The following is a 7,664-nucleotide window of genomic DNA, read 5'->3' as shown; positions in this document are numbered from 1 at the left end:
GCCTTCAATCTTGGCGAGCTTTGTAGCTGAAACCCACAAGATAAATTCACCTTCTGATGATTTATCTTGTGTCTAGCGTAATTGATTTTTCGATTGTTGCAATTTTATTTGACTGTTGTTTTTCAGTGTATTGTATCCTGCTTCAAGATCAAAAAAGCGAGCTAAACATAGCTCACTTTTATTTCTTAAAATACTTTCATTGAACTTCCCCTGCCGTACAGCGGAACCTCTATTCTTTGGTCAGATTCCAGTAGATCTTTGAAGTTCCACTCACGCTGACTCCAGTCGTCACCCATGTACTTAAACACAACATCACCAGAATCCAGGTTGTAAGTGATCGTGTATTCGGTTGCGTAGGTATTCATCCCATCCTGAGGTCGGTAAGCAGCCTGTTGTGGTACTTTGAATGCTGTACCTTCTACAGACATCATTGCATGTTTAGGAGAAGTGGCGTTTTGTAACTGCGAAACAAAGTACTTAGCAAACACATAGCGTTGTTCAGAATCAGTGTTGCCTGCCTCTAGTTGGAATTGGCTACCATAACCACCAAACTCTTTAAGCTGTTGTGATTTCTCAGCCCAGGCTTCATTCAGGTCCTTTTGGCTTGTGTTGGTCACAACTTGTGCGTCATCACCGCGGTATATGTTTACGCCATTTTCATCGTATTGAATAACAGCGCGGTCGCCGGATACGTCAGAGACAATGTAGTGCCAACGCGGTGGTTCCTGCATACCAGGAATAGTGGTTAAACCGACTTCAATATCTTTCACGTTGTCGATTACTTGCTCAACATTGTCAAAGTTTGCTAAAAAATAGCCTGCTAGCTCATTTTGACTTAGCGTATTGCCATCGCCTTTTTCTAATGCCATTCCGCGATAGTATTGAACGCTCGCTTGTAAGCCATGCTCATTAACGCCTTCACCGACTAATTTTCCGTAACCGCCAATCGCTAGAAAGCTATTTTTGACCGTGTATTCTTTATCGCCGGTCTCAGCGCCGTGAAAATTACGCTTTTCGCCTGCCGCTACTTTTAGAAGTAATGGTTTGGTTGACTCCATCCAATCCATTGTGCGTGTAACCACTGCTCCTTGTGGGCTATTCCAAAATACATTTGAACAAGCTTCAGTAATGGTGGAAACAGAAAGCGAAGAAATGACAAATGTTGTTAGTAAATTTCGATTGACTTTTTTATTCATAATTTTCTCCGATATAAAATATTCATTAACTTGTTTCGACAAATAAAATATGGTTTTTATTCTCTCTTTGCTATGAATAGAGTTATGAAGTTATTCGATGGCTGAATGTAAAAAACCATTGGGCAGGTATAAAAATAATATTTATAGCCGCAGGAATTCAGGATTAATATCTGATTCAATCGGTCATTTTATATTTTTGATGAAGCTTGCCGCTTCACCGGTATTATCTTCAGAATTTGTAGTGCTTTTAGCTACTTTTTTGGCCTTAGGGTGTATGAATCCTGTGCTGCTAGCCTGAACTGATAGATACAGGCTGCGCTGGCCAGTTCAAAAAAGTGTTGCCCATTTCTTGTCGTTTTTCTTGAGTCATTTGTAAGACTCCTTTGCGAAGCCAAACTGATATTTGGTGATCTTGAAAGGATGCTTTTTTTCATTTCCATTGGCTTAAGAAAATAGAGGTGATTTTGTAAAGTGTATTTATATGACTGTGTTTTTTTATGTTAAGAATTGGTGTTTATTAATCATTGTTGTGTTTTTTATTTTGCTGAGGTTTAGAGGTTGGAATGTATTTTTGTAACTGATTGGGCAGGTTTAAAATAAAAACTGAAGTAGATCCCAGTAAAAAAAGGCCAGCTAATGGGCTGGCCTTTCTTATGTCTTGCCTGATAGGCGATTAGAAGTAGTAACGAGCCTGCACAGACAGGGTGTTGTCACCTTCCTTCTTGCCATCAGTATTTTTGCTGTCGTCAATGGCGTATTCAACGGCGAACTGCATTGGGCCGGTTTCATAAATGGCACCAATCATGGTTTCTTTCAGAGTTGCCTCAAACTGGTCAGTGCTTGCTGAACTGTTGTCTTTCAGTTCGTTGTAACCTGCTTCCAGGGAGAAGCCTTGCAGAACATTGTTCATAGCCAGTCGACCGTAGAGTTCGATACCCTTGGACTTGGCGTCAAGGTCGCCACTCAGATTGGTTTTGTTTGTCAGCTCGCCGTACATGGCAGCCAGGTACAGTCTTTCGTTTTCAAATTTCAGGCCGGCGGTCGCAGACTTGGATTTCTCCTGATCTGCAAAAGTGCCTGTTTCTTCGTATTTAGTTTCAGAGTAGGCTGCGCCCAGGGACAGGCCCATGGCCAGGTCATAGCTGGCAGAGATGCCGAAACCGGAATCACGCTGGGCATTTGTTACTGTCTGATCCTGCATTTGATACTGAAGGCCGATGTTCAGACCGCCGAAGCTGTTGCGGTACTGGATAACATCATCGGCACGGGCAGAACCGTCGAAGTCACCGCCGTTTCGGCCATCATAGATACCCAGAGCGCTACCACCGCCGATGGCATACATGTCGGTCCAACCGGAAACGTCATACGTTACGCTCCAGTTTTTACCGGCAGCGAATGCACCCATTTCTTCATGGCTCAGGCCAACATAGCCCAGACGGTTGAAGAAGGTTTCTTCCTTATTGCCATCGGCGTCGTACTCATCTTTAGCGCGGAAGCCCCACTCTGCGACACCCTGGCCGGTCCATCCGCTGTCAAACTTGTGTGCGAACTTGAAGTTAATACGAGCACTGTCGTTGTTCAGGGTGTTATCGCCATCATGATTTTTGGCAACAACACCAACACGGCCACCAATGCTCAGGCTGCTTGTGCCGTCGTCGTAAACGTTCACTGCCATTGCTGGACCTGCCACTGCTGTGGCTACTGCTGCGGCCAGAATTTTCTTGTGCATGATCACTATGTCCCAACTAATTGTGTGTTTAATGTTGAAACGAGATTGTTATGTAGTTGTACTAACGGGTCACGTTGAAAGCATCAATGGTTATATCGAAATGCCGAATGTGTTAAGTGAGGGGTCGACGTGTAAATTACTTATCGGTCGGTTCAATGGGCTGAGTGAATTCTTTCACTGGTTAAGGGAGGCTGGAATGACTACTCTACTCGCTATGAATCGTCTACTCCGATTCATGTGTTGTGTGTATTTGCCGGCATCAACCCAGAGTCATTGATGCCGGCTTTTTTGTTTTTAGGGTTTAGTCCCTTTAAAATGTTTCCGGGTTCATCAGGTCGGTGAAAGGGTTTTGTCTTCTCCTCTTTTTGTCAGGAAGAGGCTAAAACAAAGTGCTTTCATGAAGCGTAAAAACAGTTTGTTTCAGTACATATAATAAGCAGTCTGGGCAGTCTTTTTTGCGCTGGGGGCATTTCTATGTCTAACAGAGAGATTGATTACTCATGGCCAGTAACCGGCTGAAAATGAGTTTGCTGCCCGCTTTGCAGGCTATTCTGGATACCGGCAGTGTAACCCGCGCAGCAGATCAGATGCATGTGACACAGTCCACAATGAGCAGGACTCTGTCACAGCTGCGAGAAGCGTTGAATGATCCCATCCTGGTCAGGGAGGGGAATCATATTTTCCTTTCTGAAAAAGCTCGTCAGGTTCAACCACTGGTTTCAAAACTGATGGCAGACTCTGAGACGCTTTTTGAGAATCAGAACTTTGACCCTGCAACCAGTGAGCACCATTTCCGGATAGGTTCAAGTTCGGTTGTTCTCGATCATTTTCTGATTCAGGCCCTGATTGAGCTTAAGCAGATTGCGCCGGGTATCAGTTGTTCTGTCTCGCTTCCGGATGAGGGTACGATTTACTCCATGGAGTCAGGTGAGTTGGATCTGGGGGTGATTGTCGCTTTTCCTGAGACGACTGAGAACCTCTGCAAAGAAGTCATTAATTCAGCGTCGTTTAATGTTCTGATGCGCAAGGGACACCCGATGAGCGGTCGGGAAACGCTCGATCTGACCGAGATGGATCAATTTCCCTTTGTGGTGACCCAGGCGGTCATCGCTGCCAGTCCTTATATCAATCAATTGCGTGAGCAGTATGCCTTTTTACGGAATCCTTGGCTTAAGCTACCAAGCACGGAGGCTGCTTTGAAGGCGATTCAATCCAACGACGCATTTACCATTGTGACCAATGTGGAGTATCTGGCGTTGGATTTGTTTGAGGATTATGTCCTCCTTCCTATCTTGTCAGACTCTCCGCCCCTGAGCTTTGAACTGGTGTGGCCGGAACATTGGCAGTTTAACCAGGCGCATCAGTGGATGAGAGGCTTTTTGTTAAGTAAGTTTCAGGAGTTTTTTAAAGCGAGCGAAAAACTTTGATCCGGAACACCAGTGCTTATTTGGCCTGATTGTTGCCGACGCTTCTGTTTCATGACCTTTTCATAATAATGGTATTCATTCATAGCGGTTATGCTTGCTGCGACTTCTTACGTTTACGTACCTCATCAAGGCTGACCACATTATCTGGCAAAGCCAATGGTGCGTCCTGTTCGATAACAGTAGCTGTTGCAGCGGGAAAAGGATTCGGAAAATCCCCGTGGGGCGTTTCCGGATACGCCCACACAGACAGACCTTTGGCAAACCTGAACAGCCAGTCATCCACCATCCGCGACATGGGTATAAACCTCTCCATTTGTCTGGCTCCAGGAAACAGCCTGGCCTTTTTGTGGACGCAGTTGATGCGGTGCATTCCCAATCCGATCTCTTCACTCTCGTCTAGCTGCTCCAGCCCATATTGTTCATAGGACTGACTCAGCCACTGCTCAGCATCCGCAACATGTCCGTTGACGCTGAGGTCGGTATTTCTGACAAACCGGATTTCCTTCTCCATATCCAGAAACTGGTCATACATGCTCTGAGCTTGCTCTTCTGTTGTAGCTCCACTCTCCATGGCCATATGAATAGATTCTCTGACCCAGCGATTGGTAAATCGCTCAGCAAACTCGTCTAAATCGCTAAACATCGGGTTAGAAAACAGAATGGCATAACGACTGCGGGCTTCTACTGCAATCACGTCCGTGTACCGTTTTCTATTTCGGTAGCCCTTAACCGCATGCACCTGCCAGGCAATGACATTATTGCCAGAAGCAATGGGCTGAGTGCCTATGCGCTTACCATCCGGACTGGGTAAACGATTCAGATCAACCTTCATGTGCTTACAAAAGGCATTGGTGGCAGAAATTAATACTTCAAGCATTCGCGGTATCTCTTGGCTGTTCTCTCGCGAGAGGGCTTACTGGCTGAATATTACAGATTTGAACTATCAGTCAAATCACTGCGGGATGCAAGCAAGGACAAAGTAGTGACATTACTTTACAGGCAGGCTTCGGGGAACAAGTTATTCACTCGAGCAATGAACCCTGAACTGCCTCATTGTACTGATCAGGCCTCTCACCATCAATCAACAGTTCCTCTTCCTGGTTACCCTGCCCATCCAGAACCCGGTAGAGTAGAGAATAAGCGACCCTCCACCGCCTTTCTGCTACTTGCAGGGTGACTGATTTAGTATTCAGGCGGATGACATGGCCAAAACGTTCCTCTCTATGCTTATCTTTAAAACCCAGCAGATCACCCACAGCAATAGCATGGCGACTCAGCCCCCGTTGAGTTTCATGATTGACGCGGGTGTCGGCACCTTCGAGATTGAGCATGTAGTAGGGTATTGCCCAGCGTTTGCCATCGGTAAAATCCAGCACCAGTGCCCGCTTTTGCCTGAGCTGCAGCACCTCACAGTTACGCAGCGAATTGCTGCTACGGTCAAAGTAGCTTAGCTTGTGCCCTATGGTCAGCGCCGCCTTGATGCGGCCAATTCGCTCTGATGATTCCAGTTCGCGGTCAATCATGGCATTCAGCCGGAACAGATCAAAAGTGCTTGCCCGGTTCAGGGCTTCCAGCAATTGGGCGTAGTCCATGGTTGGTTTGGCAGGAGGGTTACTGTTATTCATTCGTCGTGATTATTCCAGAAAAGAATATTCGACCATCGTCACGTTCTGAAGTATATTTGCACATATCAGACTCCACCATCCAACATCTCCCGCAAACTCTGCTGCATCGCCGCCTTAAACGCCGCACCCGTGGCCAGCAGTTTATAAAGCTCCAGCTCATTGCGCCGGTTATTCAGCATCACCTCATCAAAAATCTTGTTAAAGGCCAAATCCCGGTTGTGGCGATCAGCGTTCCCCTGGTACTTGGCGGCAAAGTCCGGATGGTTCCGAATACTGCTGGCCATGCTCATAAACTTCACCCGTTGCAGGCCGTAGGAGGACAAATCCACCGAGTTCAGCAACTCATCTTGTGCATAACCATGGTTCGGCGCAACGGTGGCAACACCTTCTGCTACCCTGTCTCTGTGCTCAAGGCAGGTGCCGGTAAGCTGCTGTTCGATGGCGGCCTCAAGTGCCTGCTCGTTGGTTTGGCTGACCATAATCATCTCTCCATTGACACTGGAACCTTAGGAGTTACACTTCAGCTATGATAATCAGCTTTCTGCACAAGGGGTTGGAACGGTTCTATCGTACCGGTAAAACCTCAGGAATACAGGTGCAACATGCCAAAAAACTGAGACGGATTCTCTTTTTGTTAAACCGGGCCATAACCCCATCCGACATGGATGTACCAGGGTTTCGGCTCCACCCTCTGAAAGGTGAGCGGCGGGGTGTCTGGTCAGTCACCGTCAATGGTAATTGGCGCGTCACTTTCCGACTCACTGAATCCGGTGTTGAAATCGTAAACTATGAGGATTACCACTGATGGACATGCACAACCCACCACACCCCGGCGAAATACTGGGAGAAGACATTCTCAAATCTCTTGGTGTCAGCATCACCAAAGCCGCAGAGCTGTTGAACGTCAGCCGCAAAACCCTGTCCAAGGTGGTCAATGGTCGAGGTGCCATCACCTCAGAGATGGCACTCCGGCTGGAAAAGGTGTTTCGCAACCCCTCTGCCGGGGTCTGGCTGGCGATGCAAAACGACTATGACCTCTGGCACCTGAAGCAGAGGGAGCTGGGCATTACTCCCTACCAGTCGGACGCCGCCTGATGCCCTCAGGCCACCTTGATTTTGCCGGTTACGGCGCTGTTGATCAGGGTGGCTTTGTACTCTTTTAGTCGTTCAATTTGTTGCTGGTGGAAGGTGATGGCTTTGTTGATCAGGGTGGTTTTGCGATCCAGAAAGGCGGCTATGGTAGATATATAATGGTCGCCATTAAGATAAGTATCGTCGTTATCGGTGCCTGATACCGATAAGAGCTTTTTTCAGAGCTGCATCTCGACGCGTATGACCTATCCTTGAAATGTCCCGGCAGAGGCTGTGGTGTTGTCATCCACTGCTTGATTGTCGGTCACAGGGTTGCCACCGTCATTCATATCGGTGAGGTGCTGGCTTTCAAAGGGTTTTACATTGTTGTTATTAATGGTCATGTAAATTCATTATCGGTATCGGGGGAGTCTATCTATGAGAAGAGTTAATTATTTTTTTCTAGTGCAACTATTTGTAATAACAGTATTGTTCATGCCGAAAATTGCCAGTAGTTACCAAAAAGAAGATTTTGATTTTTTACGTCGCAATAACACCAATGATATCCTTTTTAATTCAGGTGATGAGCTGGCCAAAAGCTACTCCTTTTTTTTTA

Annotated in this window: 10 protein-coding genes; 4 read left to right on the top strand and 6 right to left on the bottom strand. The window is 46.6% G+C overall.

What is annotated here, in order from left to right; genetic code table 11:
* Window positions 1-185 precede the first annotated feature (185 nt).
* Window positions 186-1,196, bottom strand: coding sequence for a linear amide C-N hydrolase (locus KDK17_RS18055; RefSeq protein ID WP_257255595.1), 1,011 nt, complete (start codon window positions 1,194-1,196; stop codon window positions 186-188).
* 97 nt (window positions 1,197-1,293) lie between these two features.
* Between KDK17_RS18055 and KDK17_RS18050 the strand changes: the two genes are divergently transcribed.
* Window positions 1,294-1,494 (top strand): hypothetical protein, encoded by a 201-nt coding sequence (locus KDK17_RS18050; RefSeq protein ID WP_257255596.1) that lies wholly within the window; start codon window positions 1,294-1,296, stop codon window positions 1,492-1,494.
* A gap of 375 nt (window positions 1,495-1,869) precedes the next feature.
* Here KDK17_RS18050 and KDK17_RS18045 read toward each other — a convergent pair whose 3' ends face one another.
* Complete coding sequence (locus tag KDK17_RS18045; protein ID WP_257288721.1) at window positions 1,870-2,925, bottom strand: porin; 1,056 nt, start codon at window positions 2,923-2,925, stop codon at window positions 1,870-1,872.
* A gap of 500 nt (window positions 2,926-3,425) precedes the next feature.
* Between KDK17_RS18045 and KDK17_RS18040 the strand changes: the two genes are divergently transcribed.
* Window positions 3,426-4,352, top strand: a complete 927-nt coding sequence (locus KDK17_RS18040) for a LysR family transcriptional regulator (RefSeq protein ID WP_257288720.1) — start codon at window positions 3,426-3,428, stop codon at window positions 4,350-4,352.
* 88 nt (window positions 4,353-4,440) lie between these two features.
* Here KDK17_RS18040 and KDK17_RS18035 read toward each other — a convergent pair whose 3' ends face one another.
* The 3 genes from KDK17_RS18035 to KDK17_RS18025 all read right to left on the bottom strand — a co-directional run bounded on the left by KDK17_RS18035 (window position 4,441) and on the right by KDK17_RS18025 (window position 6,456).
* Window positions 4,441-5,229, bottom strand: coding sequence for a hypothetical protein (locus KDK17_RS18035; protein ID WP_257274591.1), 789 nt, complete (start codon window positions 5,227-5,229; stop codon window positions 4,441-4,443).
* 145 nt (window positions 5,230-5,374) lie between these two features.
* Window positions 5,375-5,977, bottom strand: a complete 603-nt coding sequence (locus KDK17_RS18030) for a hypothetical protein (protein ID WP_257255600.1) — start codon at window positions 5,975-5,977, stop codon at window positions 5,375-5,377.
* Window positions 5,978-6,042: 65 nt separating this feature from the next.
* Window positions 6,043-6,456 carry a hypothetical protein gene (locus tag KDK17_RS18025; protein WP_257288719.1) on the bottom strand — a complete coding sequence of 138 codons (414 nt, stop codon included), beginning with the start codon at window positions 6,454-6,456 and terminating at the stop codon, window positions 6,043-6,045.
* A gap of 116 nt (window positions 6,457-6,572) precedes the next feature.
* On the opposite strand from KDK17_RS18025, the gene KDK17_RS18020 reads away from it, so the two are divergent.
* Window positions 6,573-6,782 carry a type II toxin-antitoxin system RelE/ParE family toxin gene (locus KDK17_RS18020; protein WP_373691611.1) on the top strand — a complete coding sequence of 70 codons (210 nt, stop codon included), beginning with the start codon at window positions 6,573-6,575 and terminating at the stop codon, window positions 6,780-6,782.
* Complete coding sequence (locus tag KDK17_RS18015; protein WP_257288717.1) at window positions 6,782-7,072, top strand: HigA family addiction module antitoxin; 291 nt, start codon at window positions 6,782-6,784, stop codon at window positions 7,070-7,072. The genes KDK17_RS18020 and KDK17_RS18015 overlap by 1 nt, the downstream gene beginning before the upstream one ends.
* A gap of 242 nt (window positions 7,073-7,314) precedes the next feature.
* Here the strand turns inward: KDK17_RS18015 and KDK17_RS18010 are convergent, their stop codons facing one another.
* Window positions 7,315-7,452, bottom strand: coding sequence for a hypothetical protein (locus tag KDK17_RS18010; RefSeq protein WP_257288716.1), 138 nt, complete (start codon window positions 7,450-7,452; stop codon window positions 7,315-7,317).
* Window positions 7,453-7,664 lie beyond the last annotated feature (212 nt).

Source organism: Endozoicomonas sp. SESOKO2 (assembly GCF_024606245.1).
Lineage (GTDB): Bacteria > Pseudomonadota > Gammaproteobacteria > Pseudomonadales > Endozoicomonadaceae > Endozoicomonas_A.
This window is presented reverse-complemented; position numbering and strand designations above follow the sequence as displayed.